This is a genomic window from Amphritea pacifica (assembly GCF_016924145.1).
Classification (GTDB): Bacteria; Pseudomonadota; Gammaproteobacteria; order Pseudomonadales; family Balneatricaceae; genus Amphritea; species Amphritea pacifica.
This window is the reverse complement of the sequence record NZ_JAFFZO010000016.1, coordinates 1-20,606: the sequence shown is the minus strand read 5'-3', so window position 1 is coordinate 20,606 and position 20,606 is coordinate 1. Positions and strand designations below refer to the sequence as shown.

The following is a 20,606-nucleotide window of genomic DNA, read 5'->3' as shown; positions in this document are numbered from 1 at the left end:
AGGCTCGGTTTATAGCGGGCGGGAATCAAAAGGATATCTGTCTGTGTGTTCAGTGTTAGCGAGGGAGGCTTTGTTATGATCACTGCAATGCCTGGGTTGATGCCGGTACTTAATGCCGACTGTAAGCTATATTTTGATGGTCAGCATGATCGCTGGGTGTTGAAAGGCCCGCAGCAGCTTATCTTTCCGGATCGACTGACACTGATCACTCTACAGGCTTGCGACGGCAGTTGCAGTGGTGCACAGATCGCCCGCTCACTGGCGTCATTCTCAGATCTGAAGAATGTCACAGAGTACGATGTACTTGATGTTCTGGAGGAGTTTGAGCGACGCGGATTTATCTCTGTGTTGAATGCATGAGCCATAGTATGACTGCCCTGAGGGCAGGTAGTACTACTAAGTAAGTACAAAACTCATTCCCCCGGTTAATTGTTGGAATGGGTGTAAATTTACAGAATGTCAGCAGGTCTGGAATCTTTGCTCAGATCTGTTGAGAGTCAGAAAATAAGAACAATCCTTAATCAAGGAGCAATGCAATGAAGAAGTTCAGCGGCAGTTTTGCTGTGTCAGCGCTGGTTGCAGCAATGTCTTTATCGGGCGTGAGCCAGGCAAATGTAACCGATAAAGATATTCTGCAGGATCAGAGTACGGTAGAAGATGTGGTATCCAACGGTCTGGGTCCGCGCGGACAGCGTTATAGTCCGCTGGATAAGATCAATACCAATACTGTAAAAGATATGCGTCCGGTCTGGTCGTTCTCGTTTGGTGGCGAGAAACAACGGGGTCAGGAATCTCAGCCGATGGTTAAAGATGGCGTGATGTATGTCACCGCTTCTTATTCCCGGGTATTCGCTGTGGATACCAAAACCGGGGACGAACTGTGGGAATACAATGCTCGTCTCCCAGATGGCATTATGCCATGTTGTGACGTGATCAACCGGGGTGTCGCACTGTACGACGATCTGGTGATCTTCGGTACACTGGATGCCAAACTGGTCGCTCTGGATGCTAAAACCGGCAAGGTTAAATGGAAAAAAACCGTTGCAGATTATAAAGAGGGCTACTCCATTACAGCCGCTCCGATGATCGTTAATGGCAAGGTTATCACCGGTGTGTCCGGTGGCGAATTCGGTATTGTGGGTAAAGCTGAAGCCTATGATGCTAAAACCGGTAAGATCCTCTGGTCCCGTCCGACCGTTGAAGGTCATATGGGTTATATCTGGAAAGATGGCAAAAAAATAGAAAACGGTATCTCCGGCGGTAAGCCTGGTCAGACCTGGCCTGGTGATCTGTGGAAGAGCGGTGGTGCAGCAACCTGGCTGGGTGGCACTTACGACCCTGATACCAATTCAGTGTTTATCGGTACCGGTAACCCGGCTCCGTGGAACTCCCATATGCGTCCGGGCGACAACCTGTTCTCCTCCTCCCGTCTGGCGATCGATCCGGATACCGGTAAGATCAAATGGCACTTTCAGACTACCCCTCATGATGGCTGGGATTACGATGGTGTAAACGAGCTGATCGCGTTTGACTATAAGGATGGTGGTAAAACCGTTAAAGCGGCTGCAACCGCTGACCGTAACGGCTTTATGTATGTCCTGAACCGCACCAACGGTGACTTTATCCGCGGCTTCCCATTTATCGATGAGATCAACTGGGCGAAGGGTCTGGATAAGAATGGTCGTCCGATCTACAACGATGAGATGCGTCCGGGCAACCCAAGTGCCTCTGAAGATGGTAAGAAAGGCTCTTCTGTACATGCAGTACCGGCCTTCCTGGGTGGTAAAAACTGGATGCCTATGGCCTACAGCCAGGATACCGGACTGTTCTATGTACCTTCCAACGAGTGGGGCATGGATATCTGGAACGAGCCAACAGCGTATAAGAAAGGTGCAGCCTATCTGGGTGCAGGCTTCACGATCAAGCCGCTGAGTGAAGATCATATCGGTGTGCTGCGGGCTATGGATCCGAAGACCGGTAAAGAGGTATGGCGTTATCAGAACTTCTCTCCACTCTGGGGTGGTGTTCTGGCTACCGCAGGTAATCTGGTCTTTATCGGTACTCCGGAAGGTTACCTGAAAGGCTTCGATGCTAAGACCGGTGAAGTTAAATATCAGTTTAATACCGGCTCCGGTATCGTTGGTTCTCCGATCACCTGGGAACAGGATGGCGAGCAGTTTATCTCAGTTGTCTCAGGCTGGGGTGGTGCGGTGCCTCTGTGGGGTGGTGAAGTTGCCAAACGTATCAAACACCTGAATCAGGGTGGTTCAATCTGGACCTTCAAACTGCCTAAGTCTTAATTCGCTTAAGCGTTTAGATAAAAAAGCCGATGCATTTGCATCGGCTTTTTTTGTTGTGCTGAAAAAGTATTGTGATCACAGATAGCAGTGGAGAATCGCATGAAAGAGGTTATCAGGTGATCTCTGCTTCCCCGGCGGTGAGTCTTTTGCGTGAATCAACCCAGGCAGTCTTTATTCCGGGACCAGAATATCACAGCTGTAAAACGCTCCTTTGCCCTTATCAAGGGTGTCAGCCAGTTGAGGTAGCAGGGTTTTCATCTGCTCCAGCAGGGTCCAGGGAGGGTTGATAACAATCATCCCTGATGAGGTCATCCCCCGTTCAGCAGAGTCGGGTTCAAGCCCCAGTTCAAAGCGTTGAATATTGCGTATTCCGCTGCTGATAAACAGCTTTTCAAGTTTACGGATACGGTGTCGGTCAACCACCGGATACCAGAGCGCATAGGTTCCGGTGGCGAATTTTTTATGGGCGTTTTTCAGTACTTTAAACACCTGGTCATAGTCGCTTTTGATTTCGTATGAGGGGTCCATCAGCACCAGTGCTCGCCGGGAAGCTGGTGGCAGCAGAGACAGGAGACCTTCGAGGCTGTCCTGATTCAATACTCGGATGCGGCGATTACTACGGGTATTCTGGCTGAGTAATTTAAAATCGGTTGGGTGCAGTTCATACAGGGTTGCGCGGTCCTGGGGACGCATGAAATGGCTGGCGATCAGGGGGGAGCCGGGATAAAACCGTAATCCACCTTTCGGATTGCAGCGGCTAATGGCGGCGAAATAGCTGGCAAGGGCGGGCCACTGCTCCGGCTTCAGTTGACCGATGCCGTTGCTGAACTCGCCCAGCTTTTCCGCCTGATCTGACTGCAGATCATATAAACCGGCCCCGGCGTGGGTATCGATATAGTCAAATGGTTTATCTTTTTTGATCAGATGTTCGAGGATCTCTGTCAACACGATATGTTTCAGAAGGTCGGCAAAGTTGCCTGCATGAAATGAGTGTCGATAACTTAGCAAAACAGTGTCCTGATCAGAAGGTTAGGTTGAGAGCATCATGATGGCGGGTGACTATCGTTGTATTCATCCGCCGGGTCAATAGATTCGCCGGTTAATATGCCGCCTTAATAAAAGGTTATAGCAGGTCTTCAATAAACCAGGCGGAGAATGCATGTCTGCCCGGTGTCCCGGACTTTTGATAAATAGCCGATGCCTGTTGACGGATTGTTTTGTCGGCAGTGCCCCGTAGTGCTGCAATCTCTTTCAGACTGTAACCCTTAAGAAGCATGATGCCAACATCCCGTTCGCTGGCTGTCAGTTGCCACTCGGTAAACTGTTCATTGATGGCCTGACTCAGCTGTTGCCGGGCCGCGAGCACTGCAACTGATTCGGGAACCGGCATATTTTTTGCCGCTTCCAGCTCCTCCTTCAGCTGTCGGATCTGGCTTTTTTTTATAAAGTTATCAAAGATCAGCAAAGACAGAATGATCAGCGCAAAGAGTAAAATGGTGATTTCCTGCAACAGGTGGGTCAGTCCGGCACCGTGGGACAGATCCGCAGCGATGTCGGTGCCACTGGCACTGACGATCACCACCAGGAATAGCATCAATAGATAATCCTGAGAGAAATGCTTCAACACGTTAAATCCTTGTCATATTTTTGTTATATCATCTGCTCCGGCAGATGCCGGATCGATTTGCTGCTTTGTTTAAGGAATTATAAAGCAGTAAGTTTACTATTTTTCTGAATCTTTATTCACGTCTTCATACATGGTGGGATTATGTCCGAAAAAGTTTACGTTTGGGATAAGTTTGTGCGTTTGTTTCACTGGTTGCTGGTGGCCCTGTTTGCCATTAGCTATATCTCTGCTGAAGAGGTCGAGTGGTTGCATGTTTATTCCGGTTATACGATCGCTGCGCTGATTGTATTACGTATTTTCTGGGGGCTGATTGGCAGCCGGTATGCGCGGTTTAGCGATTTTGTGCCCTCAGTTGCTTCGACCAGGGCCTATATTTCGGGAATCACGTCCGGTAAACCGACACGTTACCTGGGACACAATCCACTGGGAGGCCTGATGGTAGTGGCGTTTCTGGTGATGCTGACGCTGATTACCCTGAGTGGAATGAAATTGTACGCGGTTGAAGAGGGTAAAGGTCCGCTGGCAGCAGCCCCGCAGATACACCTTATCAGCCAGGCATACGCGCATGAAGGGTATGAGCATGAAGATGAGGGTGAGGGCGATGAGTTCTGGAAAGAGATACATGAATTTTCCGTTAACCTGATGGTGTTGTTGATTCTTCTGCATGTCGCCGGTGTCGTTATGTCCAGCAGACTGCATAACGAATCATTGGTTAAATCGATGCTGACCGGTTTCAAAGAAAAGTAGTAACTGCGATCCCGGGTTATCGTCGTTGCTCAGGCTCCGCCGCAGTGTAACGACGATACGCTGCGCTAGATCGGCAGTTTGCTGGATTGTTGCAGATGGTGCTGGCAGTACCGGGTGAGCTGCTGCGTCAGCTTTTGACCGGTTTCTGTGACCAGATTCCAGCTGTGCCAGTATAGCGGCACCTCAAGACACTGTCCCACTGATATTTCCCTCACCGCACCCTGATCGATCAGAGTCTGCATCTGCAGATCCGGTGCCATTCCCCAGGCGAATCCTCGCCGTATCAACTCTGTGAACGCTTCAGAGGAGGGAGCCCGGTGGCGGGGGTAATCGTCTACTGCGGGATAGAAACGTTGAATGAAGCTGTCCTGCAGCTCGTCTTTCTCATTGTATTCAACCGCCGGAGCATGGCTCAGAGTCTCAGCGGTCACGCCATTGGCAAAGTAACGTTGAATATACTCCGGACTCGCCAGGGCAAGATAGCGACTGATGCCCAGAAAGACCGCATTGCTCCCCTGTAAGGGTTTGTTGCTGGCGCTGATGCAACCCTGTACATCGCCTTGTCGAAGCAGCAGATGGGTCTGATCCTGATCGTCAACCCGAAGATCCAGCAGTATCGGACTCTGTGCCAGTAACGGGTGTATCGCATCCATAAACCAGGTAGCCAGGGTATCCGCATTTAAACCAATTGTCAGTTTGGTAAATCCTTCCTGATGGGCACTGTCCAGGGTTTTCAGCAGTTCGCTCTGCAGCAGAGTCACTTGATGATAGTGACGTTGCAGATGTTCTCCGGCTGCGGTCAGTCGTAATGGCTGGCTGCGCACCAGCAGTAACTGGCCCGCTGATTCCTCCAGCTGTCTGATCCGCTGGGAGATAGCCGACTGGGTTAAAAACAGCCGCTTTGCTGCGCGCTCGAAGCTCTGTTCTTCGATCACAGTGGCCAGGGCTTTTAGCTGACGATAATCAAACATAGATCTATATTAGTTTTGTTAATGAAAGATAAATATTATTAGTTTTACTAACTTTTGTCGATCTCTTACCCTTGCTGCATTCCAGAAAATCGAAACAGGTTGCCTCATGCTGTCATTGATATTTGCCCCGTTTACTGCCGGTCTGGCGACCAGTGCCGGCCTGATAATTGCCATCGGTGCCCAGAATGCGTTCGTTCTCAGTCAGGGGGTGCGCCGGGAGTATCACTGGTCGATAGCGGCGTTGTGCAGTGTTATCGATGCGCTGCTGATTACCGCCGGTATTGCGGGTATGGGGGTGTTGATCGGTCAGTCAGATCTGATGCTGAAACTGATCAGTTGGGCCGGCGGGGCATTTCTCCTGTGGTATGGTGCGAATGCACTTCGTTCAGCGTTACGCAGTGAATCCCTGAGGCTCTCCGGCAGCAACTTTTCCAGCCTCAGGTCGGCGCTGCTGGCCACCCTGGCCCTGAGTCTGCTGAACCCCCATGTGTATCTTGATACCGTCGTGTTGCTGGGCAGTATTGGTGGTCGCTATCCCGATCAGCAGCGCTACTGGTTTGGCGCCGGAGCGGCACTGTTCTCTTTTGTCTGGTTCTTTTCCCTGAGTCTTGGCGCCCGCTGGCTGGCTCCGCTGTTCCGCAAACCGGTCAGCTGGCGCATTCTCGATATGCTGGTTTGTGTGATGATGTGGACGCTGGCGGTTTTGCTGCTGAACGGCAACCTCAGCCCCTGAGGGGCAGGGGCATCAGATTGGCGTTTTGGCTATCGAGTGGTCCGGTTGACGATCTGCGACAGATCCGTTACCAGTCGGGCGAGATTATCGATAGCCTGGTTGGTACAGCTAATCGACGCTTTATTGCTATCGGAAATATCCCGTATTGAGATAATACTCTTGCTGAGACTCTCTGCTGTTTCGTTCTGTTCATCGGCCGCCAGCGCGATCTGCTGGCTCTGATCGGAGATCTGATCAAGGGACTGGCTCAGCTGATCGAACGCCTGACCGGCTATCTCCGCCCGGCTGATGCTGTCTTTCGCCTGAGTATGGGTTTTGCTCATCGTATCAGCGGTATTGCGAACCTGATTCTGAACGGCGCCAATACTGGATTTGATCTGCTCCGTCGCTTTCTGTGTGCGTATGGCTAACTCCCGCACCTCATCTGCCACCACTGCAAATCCGCGGCCATTATCACCCGCTCTGGCCGCTTCGATGGCCGCATTCAGCGCTAACAGGTTGGTCTGGTTCGCAATATCATTGATCATGGTCGTGATATGGCCGATCTCTTCGGTTTGCTTATGTAACTGGTCAGAAAGCTCGGAAGCCTGCTTCACCTCGTCGGTCAGCAGTTCAATAGTTTTGAGCATGTCGTTGATGGTGGTGCGGCCATTCTGGGCCTCCATTGCCGCCTGATGGGTTACCTCGGAAGTCCGGGAGGTGTTTTCTGCAACGTTATGGGAGGACGACGCCATCTCCGTACTGGCTGAGGCCAGCATATCGCTCTCCAGATTCTGCTGTTCAATGCCCGTGGTGGTCTGGTTGAGACTCTGATGAGTCATGTCCATCACCTCTCTGAGGGTTTTGATGGCATCCTCTACACGGCCGGTAACGGTATGTAATTTGGCTTCCAGCAGTTGAATGGCGACATTAAAGGCACCCATTTCATCCATCCTGCCGGTGATCGCCTGCTGAGACAGGGGGTTGTCATAGATTTTCAGCGCCTGATTAAGACTGTGTTGCAGCGGTGTTAATTGCCAATAGGCGAGGGCGCTGATGGCGCAGGTGAACAGACCGGAGAGCAACAGTTTTATCGGCATATCCAGTGGTGTAATACCGATCAGAGATACGGCCAGTAATCCTGAAAAGACGGTGGCGGGGATGCGGTAACTCAGGCGGATGCGGGACAGTGATAACCGTTTCGGATTGCTGTTTACCCGGTCATAAAGTGCCTGTGCCTGACGTTTAATCTCATTGGGAAGCCGGCCGCGCACCGACTGATAACCGACTTTTTTGCCATCGTTATCATATTGCGGTGTGACATACGCAAGCACCCAGTAGTAATCGCCGTTTTTACAGCGATTTTTTACTGCGCCCAGCCAGGGTTTATCGGCATTCAGGTTGCTCCACAGGTCAGCAAAAGCCGCTGCGGGCATATCCGGATGCCGGACAATATTGTGGGGTTTGCCTACCAGTTCTTCGCGGCTATAACCCGAAATATCGATGAAGTTCTGATTTGCATAGGTGATGCACCCGGACAGAGTGGTGGTCGAAATTAAACGGCTGCTTTCAGGGAAGTCCCGCTCCTTACTGTGTGTACTGCTGGTCATCTGGAGTGCCTCCCCTTTATTTCGCTTGCAGCCCTGACCAGTGTAGTCATTAGATCTGAATGTTGTGCCAGGCCGTCAATGTTCAGTTTACTAAGGCAATCTCAATAATATGTTTTATCTGGCGATGTTGCTAACCCTTTATCCTCAAAGTGGTAATTGTATTCAATACATGAAACTACTACTAAATAACTAATTTTTCAGTGCCAAGGGAGCATAGGTGAAAACCGGGGTTACTGACTAATATGGAAGGGTAGTCAAACGGCCCGCAGAGTGCGGTGTATAACAAAAAGAGAGGCTTGGACAATGATTTACGCACAGCCAGGAACCGAAGGTTCTGTTGTTTCCTTTAAAGAACGTTACACAAACTATATTGGTGGTGAGTGGGTTGCGCCAGTAAAAGGTCAGTATTTCCAGAATACAACACCTGTCACTGGCGAAGCATTCTGTGAGATCCCGCGCTCAACTGAAGAAGATATTAATCTGGCGCTGGATGCTGCACATGCAGCTAAAGACGCCTGGGGGCGTACCTCTGTTACAGAACGCTCCAACATTCTGCTGAAAATTGCAGATCGCATTGAACAAAATCTGGAAATGCTTGCTGTTGCCGAAACCTGGGATAACGGTAAAGCGGTTCGTGAAACACTGGCTGCTGACGTGCCTCTGTGTGTTGACCACTTCCGTTACTATGCCGGTTGTATCCGTGCTCAGGAAGGTTCCATGGGTGAGATCGATGAGAACACTGTTTCTTATCAGTTCCATGAGCCACTGGGTGTTGTTGGGCAGATCATTCCGTGGAATTTCCCGTTGCTGATGGCTGCCTGGAAACTGGCGCCAGCACTGGTAACCGGTAACTGCGTGGTACTGAAACCTGCTGAGCAAACCCCTGTTTCTATCCTGAAACTGATTGAAGTGATTGGTGATCTGTTGCCACCGGGTGTACTGAACATCGTAAATGGTTTTGGTAAAGAAGCGGGTGAAGCGCTGGCTACCAGCAAGCGTATTGCTAAGATCGCCTTTACCGGATCGACTCCGGTTGGTGCGCATATCCTTAAATGTGCCGCTGATAACATTATCCCATCAACCGTTGAGCTGGGTGGTAAGTCTCCGAACATCTACTTTGAAGATGTTATGGATCAGGAAGAGGCGTTTGTCAGTAAAGCGGTTGAGGGTGCAGTTCTGGCATTCTTTAACCAGGGTGAAGTATGTACCTGCCCATCCCGCCTGCTGATTCAGGAAAGCATTTACGATCAGTTTATCGCTAAAGTAATTGAGCGTGCTAAACAGATCAAACGTGGTAATCCGCTGGATACCGATACCATGGTGGGTGCTCAGGCTTCTCAGCAGCAGTTTGACAAGATCATGTCCTATATGGAGATCGGTAAGTCAGAAGGTGCAGAGTTCCTGATCGGTGGTGACTCTCACGCAAATGAAGGTGAGTTCAGTAAAGGTTACTATGTACAGCCTACTCTGATGAAGGGGCACAACAAGATGCGCGTCTTCCAGGAGGAGATCTTTGGTCCTGTGGTTGCCGTGACAACCTTCAAAGATGAAGCTGAAGCGCTGGAAATCGCCAACGATACTGAGTTTGGTCTCGGTGCCGGTGTCTGGACGCGTGACATGAACCGCTCTTACCGCATGGGTCGTGGTATCCAGGCTGGTCGGGTATGGACAAACTGCTATCACCTGTACCCAGCACACGCTGCGTTCGGTGGTTATAAGAAATCCGGTGTAGGTCGTGAGACTCACAAGATGATGCTGGATCATTATCAGCAGACCAAGAACATGCTGGTCAGCTACGATATCAATCCACTGGGCTTCTTCTAAGCCGGATTTATCGCCTATAGCTATTCCCAGGGGCAGCTGGTCTGCCCCGCTTCTCAGTCTCCAGTCGTCGTTTGGAGATTCGCACCGCAGCCCACTCTGTACGAGTGGAATGCACTCCGCATCCGGTGTTCTTTTCATGCCGGATTATGTCGGTGTTTTTTGGCGGCCTTCTGGCCGCCTTTTTTCTTTCCATCTCTCTGCCTGAATTATTTCCTGTTGGCTCAGCTTATAGTGAATAGGCGTGAGTATGGTTAAATAAAGACTTTGTGAAAACGTATTTTCGCCTGCTCTGGACCTATCGGCCGATGCCGGTTTGCTGCAGAGCCGTTGATGATGATCTGTGTGAGAGAGCCGTTCTGGTTGAATCGGCAATGCCGGAGGTCGTATCACGTCCGGCAGGACAATCCCGTCCGTACAGGCCAGAGGAAACTGATATAATCGGCCCATTGATCTGAAATGGGCTGAGTTGTGCTGATAATATCCAACAATGTATCGATACCGGATGACGAGATTGAGCTGAGTGCAATCCGCGCTCAGGGCAGCGGAGGGCAAAACGTTAACAAGGTTTCATCCGCCATCCATCTGCGTTTTGATATTCATGCCTCCTCACTCCCTGAGTTTTACAAGGAACGCTTGCTGCAGTTAAAAGACTCACGTATTACCAAAGAGGGGGTGGTGGTGATAAAAGCCCAGCAGTTTCGCACCCAGGAGAAAAACCGCGAAGACGCGTTGCAGCGATTGCAGTTACTGATTCGCAGTGTCTCCGTGGTTCAGAAGGCGCGTCAGCCGACCAAACCGACCCGCTCATCCCAGCGCAGGCGGGTGGACAGTAAAACCAGGCGGGGTCAGATTAAATCGTTGCGGGGCCGTGTTACCGATTAGCGGGTAACAGATTAACAAAAAAGGAATGGGAAACAATCGATGAAAATGATTAAACAACTGAGTTTACTAATGGCAATGGGCGTTACCGTGATCAGCCTGCAGGGCTGCTCGCCTGAAGTGGGCACTAAAGCCTGGTGCGAAGAGCTGAAAGAGAAGCCTAAGGGCGACTGGACAGCGAATGAAGCAAAAGACTTTGCAAAAAGCTGTATCTTCTAACTGACTGATGTTATTCAGAAATCCGACATCAGGAGATGTTATATAGACTAAAACAGGAGTGCTTTTAGTTCCAAAGTACCATATGTGATTGGCACGCCTCTTCATATGATTAAAGACAGTCACAAGACTGGAACAATCTAATAACAAAAGAGGTAATGAGTATGTGGACTAAACCAGCTTATACAGATCTGCGCATCGGCTTCGAAGTAACAATGTACTTCGCTAACCGCTAAGCAATCTATCAGACTCCGCCTTCGGGCGGGGTCTTTTAGTTTTCTCTGTTCAGACCCACCGACAAGATAATAATAACAATGAAAATACAAGTATTAGGCTCCGCAGCGGGCGGCGGCTTTCCCCAGTGGAACTGTAACTGCCGTAACTGTGCCGGCTATCGGGCCGGAACCCTCAATGCCAGATCCCGGACTCAGTCATCCATCGCTGTGAGTGCCAACGGTGAAGACTGGATTCTGTTTAATGCCTCGCCGGATATTCGCCAGCAGCTGGCCGATTTTGCGCCGATGCAACCGAATCGTAAGATTCGTGATACCGGCATTGCGGCGATTGTCTTCATCGACAGCCAGATCGACCATACCACCGGTCTGCTGATGCTGCGTGAAGGCTGCCCCCATGAGGTCTGGTGTACCGATATGGTGTATCAGGATCTGACCACCGGTTTCCCTATCTTTAAGATGCTGGAACACTGGAATGGCGGCATCAAGCGCAACCGGATTCCCGTTGAGGGATCGGTAGAAGAGGGCACCAACACCTTTGTGATCCCTCAGGTACCCGAATTAAAACTGACAGCGGTCGCGCTGCTCAGCAGTGCGCCACCCTATTCACCGCATCGCAACGATCCCCACCCAGGGGACAATATAGGTATCCTGATAGAAGATACCCGCAGCGGGAAAACTCTGTTCTATGCCCCTGGTCTCGGCCAGATTGAACCCCACCTCAAACCGATTATGAAAGACGCGGACTGTCTGCTGGTTGACGGCACCATCTGGCGCGACGACGAGCTGATCACCTCCGGTGTTGGCGATAAGCTTGGCGTCACCATGGGCCATCTGGCGCAGTCCCGTAATGATGAAACCGGTAAGGGTGGCATGATCGACTTTCTGGATACGCTGGATAAGCCCCGGAAAGTGCTGATCCACATTAACAATACCAATCCGATTCTTGATGAAGACTCACCGGAAAGGGCCGAAGTGGAAGCCCACGGTATCGAAGTCTCCTGGGATGGAATGGGTATAGAACTCTGAGAGGTTTTACCATGAATGTACAGATGAACGAAGCGGGTACACAAACAGTTCAGCCACCCATGAGCCGGGACGAATTTGAACAGGCGCTGCGGGCAAAAAGCGCTTTCTATCATACTCAGCACCCTTACCACATTGCCATGTATAACGGCAGCTGCACTAAGGAGCAGATTCAGGGCTGGGTGGCTAACCGGTTCTATTATCAGATCTCCATTCCGGTGAAAGATGCCGCGATTATGGCCAACTGTCCCGACCGGGAAGTCCGTCGTCACTGGGTACAGCGGGTGCTGGATCATGATGGTTATGATGGCGCCGTGGGCGGCATCGAAGCCTGGTTGCAACTGGGCGAAGCGGTGGGCCTGACCCGCGAAGAGATCCTCTCTGAGGAACACGTCCTGCCGGGGGTTCGTTTTGCGGTGGATGCCTATGTCAATTTTGCCCGCCGGGCCGACTGGCATGAAGCGGCCAGCTCCTCTCTGACAGAACTGTTTGCACCGACGATTCATCAGAATCGTCTGGATACATGGCCGGGCCACTATCCCTGGATCAAGGCAGAGGGCTACCAGTACTTTCGTAACCGTCTGACCGAAGCCCGTCGCGATGTGATACATGGTCTGGAGATTACGCTGGATTACTACAAAACCCGCGAGCAGCAGGAGCGGATGCTTAACATCCTGCAGTTTAAACTGGATGTACTCTGGACTATGCTGGATGCCATGACTATGGCATATGAACTGAACCGTCCGCCGTACCATACGGTTACCGACGAGAAAATTTACCATAAAGGTCTGTTTGCATGAGCAGTGCAGACCAGACGGCTGCGATAACCCTGGAATCGGTGCCTGCGCTGAATCGCATGTTCCGCTTCCAGTGGGAGAAAGCGCAGGACTGTTATGTACTGCTCTATCCCGAGGGGATGGTTAAACTGAACGGCCCTGCCGGTGAAGTGCTGGCATTGGTCGATGGTCGGCGAACTGTAGCGGATATTATCCTGACACTGCAGGCGAAGTTCCCCGATGCCGAAGGGATCGACCGGGATATTCTGGATTTTTTAGGAGACGCCCGTGAGCAACTCTGGATCAGCCTGTAACGGTCAGCCTTCACAGGCACCGTCTTTAAGTAATCTCCCTGGTCATGGCCAGCCGCTCTGGTTGCTGGCCGAACTGACCTATAAATGTCCGCTTCAGTGCCCTTACTGTGCCAATCCGGTAGATTTCGCCAGTAAAACCGGCGAGCTGAGCACCGCGGAGTGGATCGATGTGTTTACTCAGGCCCGTGAACTCGGCGCGGCGCAGTTAGGCTTCTCGGGTGGTGAACCACTGGTACGTCAGGACCTGATTGAATTGATTCGGGAAGCGCGTAACCTCGGCTACTATTCCAATCTGATCACCTCCGGTGTGGGGTTAAACGAGCGTAAGATCGCTGATTTCCGCGAGGCAGGGCTGGATCATATTCAGGTCAGCTTTCAGGCGGCCGACCCGGAAGTGAACAACCTGCTGGCGGGTTCTGAAAAAGCGTTTAAACAGAAACTGGCGATGGCCCGGGAAGTGAAAGCACAGGGTTATCCGATGGTACTTAACTTTGTCACCCATCGTCACAATGTCGATCAGATCGACCGTATTATCGAGCTCTGTGTTGAACTCAAAGCCGATTATGTTGAACTGGCCACCTGTCAGTATTATGGCTGGGCATATGAGAACCGTAACGACCTGTTGCCCACCCGGGCGCAGCTGGAGCGGGCCGAGCGGATCACCAATGAATACCGTGACCGGCTGGCCGCAGAAGGCAATCCGATCAAAATTATCTTCGTCACGCCGGACTATTACGAAGAGCGGCCCAAAGGCTGCATGAATGGCTGGGGCCAGGTGTTTCTCACCGTAACCCCCGATGGCACCGCGTTACCCTGTCACAGTGCCCGTATGCTGCCGATTGAGTTCCCCAATGTGCGGGAGCAGAGTATCGAGGCTATCTGGAACCAGTCCAATGGCTTCAATCACTTCCGTGGCTATGAGTGGATGAAAGAGCCCTGCGCCTCCTGTGACGAAAAAGAGAAGGATTTTGGTGGCTGTCGCTGTCAGGCCTTTATGATGACCGGCGATGCCAACAATACTGATCCGGTGTGCAGTAAATCCCCCAATCACGGCATGATTATTCAGGCGCGGGAAGAGGCCGAGCTACCCTCTCACAAAGAGCCGATCTACCGTAACGAGCGCAACTCAAAGGTGTTCTGCAAAGGCTGATATGATAGCCTGATGCTCTTAACAGCCTGAGCGGATGCGACCGGTTTATGCCCAAGTATGGTTTTTTTGAATCTTCACTCTCCGCCGCTAATGCGGTGGCGGCGGGGCTGGAATATGGTCAGCTGCAAGCCTGCGAACAGGGGCTTTTCTGGGTTGAGTACCGGCCTGCTGATGGTGGTCGCAATCTGCTGATTCAGCGTAGCTGGGAAGGCAAAACCACCTGTCTTACGCCCGCGGATTTCAGTGTTCGCAGCGGTGTCTATGAGTACGGCGGTAAAAGCTGGTGTGTAGCCGGTCAGCAAGTCGCATTTGTGAATGCCGCCGATCAGCAGATCTGGTTGCAGGCCGGAACTCTGCATCCGCTTCAACTGACCCAAACCCCGGATTGCCGTTACGGCGACCTGCTATTTGATCCACACTTTCAACGTATCCTCGCCGTTCAGGAACAGGCCACCGACAATCCCACCCAACCGACACACCGGCTGATTGCGGTTGATAGCGTCAGCGGGCAGGTGACGGTTCTGGCAAGCGGTGATGATTTCTATGCCTCTCCGACACTCAGCCATGATGGACGCAGGCTTGCCTGGATAAGCTGGGATCATCCCCATATGCCCTGGGTCAGCACCCGGCTCAACCTCGCCAATATTAATACAGACGGGTCTTTAACCGGCCATCGAATGATCGCGGGAGATTCAACCGAGGAAGCCATTCAGCAACCCCGGTTTCTGCAGGATAACGCGCTGGTTGCCATAACCGATAACAGTGGCTGGTGGAATTTATACCGTTATCTATATAGCGAGAAGGATATTGAGAGTGACCTGCGAGAAACCGGTTCGACAGGGGCGAGGAAGCGATTAGCGTCGAAGGAGCAGCGATCAGCGTCAAAGGAGCAGCGATCAGCGTCAGAGAGGCTGGGATCAGTTTCAGCGGCCGGAGTTGCCCAGCCGGTCTGGTCCCGGTCTAACGATTTTGGTATTCCCCAGTGGCAACTGGGGGTATCCACCTGGGATCAGCTGGATGAAAACCGCTGGGTCGCCGGTTATATGCAGCAGGGGGAGGGGCGCTTAGCCATCGGCGTGCTAGCGGCAGATCAGCACGGGGTAACTGAAGAAAAACAGCTGGCATCTGAGTACCACCTGTTTCGTCATATCTGCTGTTTCGAAGGGCGGATCTACTGTATCGCCTCCGCTCAGGATCGGTCACCATCAATACTGGATATCACTCCAAACCAGGATGATAGGAATAGCGTCACCGTCATTACCGGTGGTTCAGCAACTGAGCTGAAACCGAGCCTGCCCCGGCCGGTCAGCTATCCGGTAAGCGGTGAAACGGCCTATGGTTTTTTTTATCAACCGGAACGGAGACCCGGGAGCGCCGGAAAACCACCTTTGATTGTTTTCAGTCACGGCGGCCCAACCGCTGCAACCTATCCGGTGTACAACCCTAAGATCCAGTTCTGGACCAGCCGTGGCTTTGCGGTTATCGATCTGAATTACCGGGGCAGCAGCGGCTATGGGCGGGATTATCGCTTACGCTTAGCGGGCAGCTGGGGAGATACCGACTGGCAGGATGCCGAAGCCGCGGTTGATTATCTGGCGGCGGAAGGTCTGATCGACGCGGAAAATGTCTTTATCCGGGGCAGTAGCGCGGGAGGCTACACCACCCTCTGTGCGCTGACCTTCAGTGACCGGTTTAAAGGCGGGGCCAGCTATTACGGTGTCAGTGATCCGCTGGCGTTAACCCGGGACACGCATAAATTCGAAAGCCACTATTTAGACTGGCTGATCGGCGATCCGCAAAAAGATGCCGACCTTTATAGCCAGCGCAGCCCGCTGGAACACGCCACACAGATTCAATGCCCGATGATCTTCTTTCAGGGCGGCAGAGACCGGGTGGTGGTGCCGCAGCAGACCGAAATGATGGTCAGCGCCCTGAAGCAGCAGAATATTCCGGTTGAATATCATCTATATCCTGAAGAGCAGCATGGATTCCGACAGTCGGATAATCAGATTTACAGTCTCGAAGCTGAACTGAAATTTTATCGTCGTCTTCTGACCTGATGCGCTAATCTTCTGGTACAATGCGCGACTTTACAACATCGTCTTTAATCCTGCTGCCATTAGGCAGAGGTATCGTGACTAACTGTCATGAATAAACTACCGGAGTGATCATGAGTACAGAACAAGCCCTACGGGACCGCAGCGAATCTAAATGTGAGCTGTGCAGCGCGACTGATAACCTGAGTGTCTATGAAGTGCCGCCAGGTTCAGTGGGTGGTGTCGATGACTCTGTACTGGTGTGCAGCACCTGCAAAAGCCAGATCGAAAACCCGGAAACCATGAATGCTAACCACTGGCGCTGCCTCAACGATAGCATGTGGAACCCGGCAACCGCTGTTCAGGTGGTCGCCTGGCGGATGCTTAACCGTCTGAAGAGTGAGGGCTGGCCACAGGATCTGCTGGATATGATGTATCTGGATGATGAAACTTCACTCTGGGCGAAAGCTACCGGTGATCATCTGGATGACTCTGAAAAAGTGATCCACCGCGATAGCAATGGCGCGATACTGGAAGCGGGCGATAACGTTGTACTGATCAAAGATCTGGATGTCAAAGGCGCAGGTTTCACCGCCAAGCGCGGCACCGCTGTACGGGGCATCTCACTGGTGCAGGACAACGCAGAACATATCGAAGGCCGCGTCAACGGCACCCGCATCGTTATTCTGACCAAGTTTGTGAAGAAATCCTGATTCGGTTGTGAATGTTAAGAACGCGCCTCAGGGCGCGTTTTTTATAGTAAATCTAAAGGGCTTGATGTACCTGCATAGTGTTCTCCAATCACATGTGTATAGATCTGAGTGGTTTTAACATCGCTGTGACCTAACAGTTCCTGTACGGTGCGGATATCCCGTCCTGCCTCAAGCAGGTGGGTCGCAAAAGAGTGTCTGAAAGTATGACAACTTACACGCTTGAATCGAATATCAGTTTTAGCGAGCGCTTGTTTTAATGCCTTTCGGGGGGCTGAGTCATGTAAGTGATGGCGGCATAACTGGCCAGATAATGGGTGTGGACATAACGTGGTCGAGGGGAAAAGGTACATCCATCCCGGTTGACGAAACGCGTTTGGGTATTTTTTACCAAGGGCGAAGGGCAAAGAAGGCCCCAGTCCCTGACGGTTGTCCTCTTGTTGGATCGCCATCGCTTTAGATATTTGCGCATCAATGACTGGAAACAGACTCTGGCTTAAAATGGTTTGACGGTCTTTGTTTCCTTTCCCATTGCGTACCAATAATACTTTACGTTCAAAGCAAATATCCTCAAGACGTAAACGCAGACACTCTGTAATTCTCAGGCCGCTTCCGTAAAGCAGAGAGAAAATCAGCCGGTTGTGGCCTTCCAGCTGATTGAGTATTGAATTAACTTCTATCGGAGTTAACACCACAGGGATTTTTCTCGGGCGTCTGGCTTGATTAAAGCCCAGCTCTCCCAGCTCAATCTTAAGAATTTTGTTGTACAAAAAAGCTAAGGCGTTAAGTGCGGTTTTCTGAGTGTTAATCGAGACATGTTGTTGATTAGCCATCCAGGATAAAAAAGCTGTTACCTGCACAGCACCCATTTCTGCAGGGTGTTTTTTTTTATGGAACAATATGTAGCGTTTGATCCAAAGAAGATAGGTTTTTTCAGTGCGTATGCTGTATCCGCGTAATCTGATCTCTTTGCGAACCTGTTCCAGAAAAGGACTTTTAGGCATAAGGCACCTCCGTGTGTAAATTATGCGTATATGTATATATACAGTTTATTTTATTCTGTCCAGCGGTTATGCTCGTTTAATCGTTTGAGAAGGCTCGTTTTGCTGCTGGCATCATTAGCAAAACATCATAAAAACAAAGGGATAGGTAAAAAACGCTGGTGGGATACTACGCCGGGCCAGGAATGCATATGCGCATTCTCGTTTTTGTCTTAAAGGAGATCGCGATGATTATAAATTCCTCTTTACTATCTGATAGTTATCATCCCTTTAGTCAATTCAGCTCGGCATGCATATGCGCCGGCATAGTATTAAAATGTTATCTCCTAAGAGGTAGTTGATGTACTTTAGAATTCTCGTATTTATTCTTTTTATAATTTCTGCAAGTGCTCACGCTGTCGAGGATAGTGATTTCACTGCTGGATATGCGGCGTATGAAAAAGAAAATTACGAAGCGGCTCTGGTATATTTTGTTAAGTCAGCAGAGAGTGGCAATGTATCGGCCCAAAATAATCTTGGGTGGATGTATCTTCACGGGCTAGGCACCGACATAGATTACGATATGAGTTTCTATTGGTACCAAAAGGCCTCGGTTTCGAATGAACCATTGGTTCTTTATATGCTGGGGCAGGCTTATTTATACGGTCACGGTACCACTAAAAGTAAAGAAACGGCTTTCAAATTTTATCACCAGGCCCATGGCCAGGGGATTCCTGAGGCTGATTTAAGAGTCGGTATGGACTATTACTTTGGAATAGTATCAAAGCAGAATCTTGAAAAAGGCAGGATGCTCATATTGCAGTCAGCTGAGGCTAATCAGCCATATGCACAATGTTTCATGGGCATACTTGCCTTAGAGAATAACGATAGGGACAAAGCTTTATCATGGTTTCGTCGTGCCGAAGCTCAAGACTACCAATTTGCTAGTGCACTTATTAGTGCACTTGAGTTAGAAGAAGATAGTTACCTAGAAGCAACGAAGAAGATATTGTCTGGAGCATCAGCCTTTACTTCACTAGAAATCACAGTAACTGAGAGTGAGTAGAGATAACAAAGCCATCAATTTGACCGCCTTACGCTGCGCTCCAGGCGGCAAATTATGGCGGCGTTAAATGCTCAATGGAGAATGAAGTATATGGATGATTTATCGGAAAGATTGAGCAGTATGATACGAAGCTTCGATGAGGAAACTAAAACTCGATTTTGTCATGCAATCATCCAAGCCTCACAAACTGGGCGCTATCAAGCTTGTTGGTGTCAAAGTGGAAAAGTCTATAAAGACTGTCATCTCGAAAGGGATAAGCACCGAAAAATAAGTGATGGAGAAGTAAGAAAAGAGCTATCAAAGATTTTTGACAGTAAAAAATACTGTTCAGCTACTTTTGATGATAGAAACTGTAAGCTTCCAATAAAAGGTGCACATACAGTGCAACGAGGTAGAGTGCTGTCTAGTATGGCAAAAGATGGTCACGTAGGAACCTTCTATCGGAATATAAATGGTTTTGAACAGCTAAGAGATATAAAAACAGGCATCAAAAAGGAAGCGTCAATATTTTATGGGTTCTGTGAATATCATGATACTGAGCTGTTTAAAGACATAGAATTAAATGAATTCATTGCTACACCGGAGAATTGCTGGGCTAGTTCATATCGTGCGGTTTGCCATGAGTATTATCAGAAAAGTGCTGCTAAAAAAGCAGTTGTCTGGCAATTAGAAAACTTGGATAAAGGCTATGAGTTGAGTGAACAGTTGATTCTTCAGGAAAAATTGTTTCTCCTAAAAAGAGATGTAATCAAAGGATTTGAAGATATTTCATCAATTAAAAATGAATATGAGAGAGCAAAAGTACAAGGTGAGTATGATTTGCTCTCTTCCTATGTGATTGTTTTTGATGAACCTCTCTGTCTTTCTGTAAGCGCTACAATGTCGCCATATTACAATATCAGTGGAGTCAAGGTTCAGAACTTAGGTGATCCTAGGTATCTCTTTCAACATTTTTCTTTGTCTACGGTAACCGTTAATGGTTGTGCTGCTTATGTGGTTTCTTACTTGAAAGAGCATAGTGTTATAGAAAAATACTTGGAGGAAGTTTTTGAGAAAGGTTCGGAGTTCGTCAAATCGTGGTTAACGAAGTGTATTTTTGCATACGCAGAAAATGCTTTTTTTAATTTGGATTGGTGGAGTAACCTTAGAGAGGATAAAAAAACTTCGATATACAATCTTGCAATGTCTGAGAATTATACTGTGCACTTTGAAATAGATGACTTGGTCAGTAGTGAAGTACCAGGTTCAATAGTATCTATAGAGCGCATTTAACAAAGCATTGCAGCGGACAAGCCGCTGAATGCGGCGTTAGTGCGACAAGCGAAGCTTGTCACAACTTGCAGGGTGAAAGTCCCTGTCGGGTAAGAGTTAGCCACTCACCCGTATCGAGTCTTGCGCGGTGCGCGGAGTCTGAGATTAGTGAGTCACT

21 protein-coding genes are annotated in these 20,606 nt (G+C 50.0%); 16 read left to right on the top strand and 5 right to left on the bottom strand.

The features are described 5' to 3' along the window. Positions 1–75: 75 nt before the first annotated feature. Both JW499_RS10640 and JW499_RS10635 read left to right on the top strand, forming a co-directional pair. Positions 76–360: a hypothetical protein gene (locus JW499_RS10640; RefSeq protein WP_205210575.1), complete on the top strand. Its 285-nt coding sequence runs from the start codon at positions 76–78 to the stop codon at positions 358–360. Positions 361–536: 176 nt separating this feature from the next. Further along, on the top strand, positions 537–2,300 hold the full coding sequence (locus JW499_RS10635) for a PQQ-dependent methanol/ethanol family dehydrogenase (RefSeq protein ID WP_205210574.1): 1,764 nt from the start codon (positions 537–539) through the stop codon (positions 2,298–2,300). Between the two features lie 171 nt (positions 2,301–2,471). Here the strand turns inward: JW499_RS10635 and JW499_RS10630 are convergent, their stop codons facing one another. Both JW499_RS10630 and JW499_RS10625 read right to left on the bottom strand, forming a co-directional pair. Continuing rightward, positions 2,472–3,308 carry a 23S rRNA (adenine(2030)-N(6))-methyltransferase RlmJ gene (locus JW499_RS10630; protein ID WP_205210573.1) on the bottom strand — a complete coding sequence of 279 codons (837 nt, stop codon included), beginning with the start codon at positions 3,306–3,308 and terminating at the stop codon, positions 2,472–2,474. A gap of 115 nt (positions 3,309–3,423) precedes the next feature. After that, complete coding sequence (locus JW499_RS10625) at positions 3,424–3,927, bottom strand: helix-turn-helix transcriptional regulator (RefSeq protein ID WP_332873970.1); 504 nt, start codon at positions 3,925–3,927, stop codon at positions 3,424–3,426. A gap of 141 nt (positions 3,928–4,068) precedes the next feature. Between JW499_RS10625 and JW499_RS10620 the strand changes: the two genes are divergently transcribed. Then, positions 4,069–4,674, top strand: a complete 606-nt coding sequence (locus JW499_RS10620) for a cytochrome b/b6 domain-containing protein (protein WP_205210572.1) — start codon at positions 4,069–4,071, stop codon at positions 4,672–4,674. A 65-nt stretch (positions 4,675–4,739) separates the two neighbouring features. On the opposite strand, the gene JW499_RS10615 is transcribed toward JW499_RS10620, so the two are convergent. Next, positions 4,740–5,645 carry a LysR family transcriptional regulator ArgP gene (locus tag JW499_RS10615; protein ID WP_205210571.1) on the bottom strand — a complete coding sequence of 302 codons (906 nt, stop codon included), beginning with the start codon at positions 5,643–5,645 and terminating at the stop codon, positions 4,740–4,742. 106 nt (positions 5,646–5,751) lie between these two features. Here JW499_RS10615 and JW499_RS10610 point away from each other — a divergent pair, with 106 nt between their 5' ends. Then, positions 5,752–6,378 carry a LysE/ArgO family amino acid transporter gene (locus tag JW499_RS10610; RefSeq protein WP_205210570.1) on the top strand — a complete coding sequence of 209 codons (627 nt, stop codon included), beginning with the start codon at positions 5,752–5,754 and terminating at the stop codon, positions 6,376–6,378. A 29-nt stretch (positions 6,379–6,407) separates the two neighbouring features. Here JW499_RS10610 and JW499_RS10605 read toward each other — a convergent pair whose 3' ends face one another. Next, positions 6,408–7,967 (bottom strand): methyl-accepting chemotaxis protein, encoded by a 1,560-nt coding sequence (locus tag JW499_RS10605; RefSeq protein WP_205210569.1) that lies wholly within the window; start codon positions 7,965–7,967, stop codon positions 6,408–6,410. A 303-nt stretch (positions 7,968–8,270) separates the two neighbouring features. Here JW499_RS10605 and exaC point away from each other — a divergent pair, with 303 nt between their 5' ends. The 10 genes from exaC (at position 8,271) to JW499_RS10555 (ending at position 17,134) form a co-directional block, all read left to right on the top strand. After that, complete coding sequence (gene exaC / locus JW499_RS10600; RefSeq protein ID WP_205210568.1) at positions 8,271–9,791, top strand: acetaldehyde dehydrogenase ExaC; 1,521 nt, start codon at positions 8,271–8,273, stop codon at positions 9,789–9,791. Positions 9,792–10,259: 468 nt separating this feature from the next. Next, positions 10,260–10,673, top strand: coding sequence for an alternative ribosome rescue aminoacyl-tRNA hydrolase ArfB (gene arfB / locus JW499_RS10595; RefSeq protein ID WP_205210567.1), 414 nt, complete (start codon positions 10,260–10,262; stop codon positions 10,671–10,673). 39 nt (positions 10,674–10,712) lie between these two features. Continuing rightward, positions 10,713–10,889 (top strand): DUF3012 domain-containing protein, encoded by a 177-nt coding sequence (locus tag JW499_RS10590; protein ID WP_205210566.1) that lies wholly within the window; start codon positions 10,713–10,715, stop codon positions 10,887–10,889. A 161-nt stretch (positions 10,890–11,050) separates the two neighbouring features. Next, a complete protein-coding gene (gene pqqA / locus JW499_RS10585) occupies positions 11,051–11,122 on the top strand; it encodes a pyrroloquinoline quinone precursor peptide PqqA (protein ID WP_003243383.1) in 72 nt (23 codons plus the stop codon). A 78-nt stretch (positions 11,123–11,200) separates the two neighbouring features. Next, on the top strand, positions 11,201–12,148 hold the full coding sequence (gene pqqB, locus JW499_RS10580) for a pyrroloquinoline quinone biosynthesis protein PqqB (protein WP_205210565.1): 948 nt from the start codon (positions 11,201–11,203) through the stop codon (positions 12,146–12,148). Between the two features lie 11 nt (positions 12,149–12,159). Beyond that, complete coding sequence (pqqC, locus tag JW499_RS10575; protein ID WP_205210564.1) at positions 12,160–12,945, top strand: pyrroloquinoline-quinone synthase PqqC; 786 nt, start codon at positions 12,160–12,162, stop codon at positions 12,943–12,945. Next, positions 12,942–13,235 carry a pyrroloquinoline quinone biosynthesis peptide chaperone PqqD gene (gene pqqD, locus JW499_RS10570; protein WP_205210563.1) on the top strand — a complete coding sequence of 98 codons (294 nt, stop codon included), beginning with the start codon at positions 12,942–12,944 and terminating at the stop codon, positions 13,233–13,235. Before pqqC ends, pqqD begins: the two co-directional genes overlap by 4 nt. Then, complete coding sequence (gene pqqE / locus JW499_RS10565; protein WP_205210562.1) at positions 13,210–14,385, top strand: pyrroloquinoline quinone biosynthesis protein PqqE; 1,176 nt, start codon at positions 13,210–13,212, stop codon at positions 14,383–14,385. Before pqqD ends, pqqE begins: the two co-directional genes overlap by 26 nt. 47 nt (positions 14,386–14,432) lie before the next feature. Further along, complete coding sequence (locus JW499_RS10560; protein WP_205210561.1) at positions 14,433–16,445, top strand: alpha/beta hydrolase family protein; 2,013 nt, start codon at positions 14,433–14,435, stop codon at positions 16,443–16,445. A 110-nt stretch (positions 16,446–16,555) separates the two neighbouring features. Further along, positions 16,556–17,134 carry a PhnA domain-containing protein gene (locus JW499_RS10555; RefSeq protein ID WP_205210560.1) on the top strand — a complete coding sequence of 193 codons (579 nt, stop codon included), beginning with the start codon at positions 16,556–16,558 and terminating at the stop codon, positions 17,132–17,134. Positions 17,135–17,175: 41 nt separating this feature from the next. Here the strand turns inward: JW499_RS10555 and JW499_RS10550 are convergent, their stop codons facing one another. Continuing rightward, on the bottom strand, positions 17,176–18,135 hold the full coding sequence (locus tag JW499_RS10550) for an integron integrase (protein ID WP_205210559.1): 960 nt from the start codon (positions 18,133–18,135) through the stop codon (positions 17,176–17,178). Positions 18,136–18,472: 337 nt separating this feature from the next. Between JW499_RS10550 and JW499_RS10545 the strand changes: the two genes are divergently transcribed. Then, the gene (locus JW499_RS10545; RefSeq protein WP_205210558.1) at positions 18,473–19,177 is read left to right on the top strand and encodes a tetratricopeptide repeat protein; all 705 of its coding nucleotides are present in this window, start codon (positions 18,473–18,475) and stop codon (positions 19,175–19,177) included. A gap of 54 nt (positions 19,178–19,231) precedes the next feature. Further along, complete coding sequence (locus JW499_RS10540) at positions 19,232–20,449, top strand: SEC-C metal-binding domain-containing protein (protein WP_205210557.1); 1,218 nt, start codon at positions 19,232–19,234, stop codon at positions 20,447–20,449. Positions 20,450–20,606 lie beyond the last annotated feature (157 nt).